This is a genomic window from Mesorhizobium sp. (genome assembly GCF_004963255.1).
Lineage (GTDB): Bacteria > Pseudomonadota > Alphaproteobacteria > Rhizobiales > Rhizobiaceae > Mesorhizobium.
In genome coordinates this window covers 1-219 of sequence record NZ_SUGA01000151.1, presented here as the reverse complement: position 1 = coordinate 219, position 219 = coordinate 1, and the positions used below count along the sequence as shown (strand labels likewise).

Sequence of the window (219 nt, the reverse complement as noted above, 5' to 3'; positions counted from 1 at the left end):
GGGTTTTCTCGGCGACTTCCTGTATGTCGGCCCACTTGCCCGGCAGACCCTCGACGAGGTCCTGCAATGCCATCTTGGCAATAGCTGCACGCAACTGGAGCTTTCAGACTTTTTTCCTCATCCTATCTAGGTCTGACATAGATCCTTCCTGGAACAATGGTTTCTTGATGCGCTCCATCTCGGGCTAGGCTTCAATGGCTGCAGTCGCATCGTCGACCA

Annotated in this window: 1 protein-coding gene; it reads right to left on the bottom strand. The window is 53.9% G+C overall.

What is annotated here, in order from left to right:
* A partial coding sequence (locus tag E5X34_RS32845; protein WP_287152415.1) for a CCE_0567 family metalloprotein occupies positions 1-94 on the bottom strand: 94 nt, incomplete at its 3' end.
* Between the last annotated feature and the right edge of the window lie 125 nt (positions 95-219).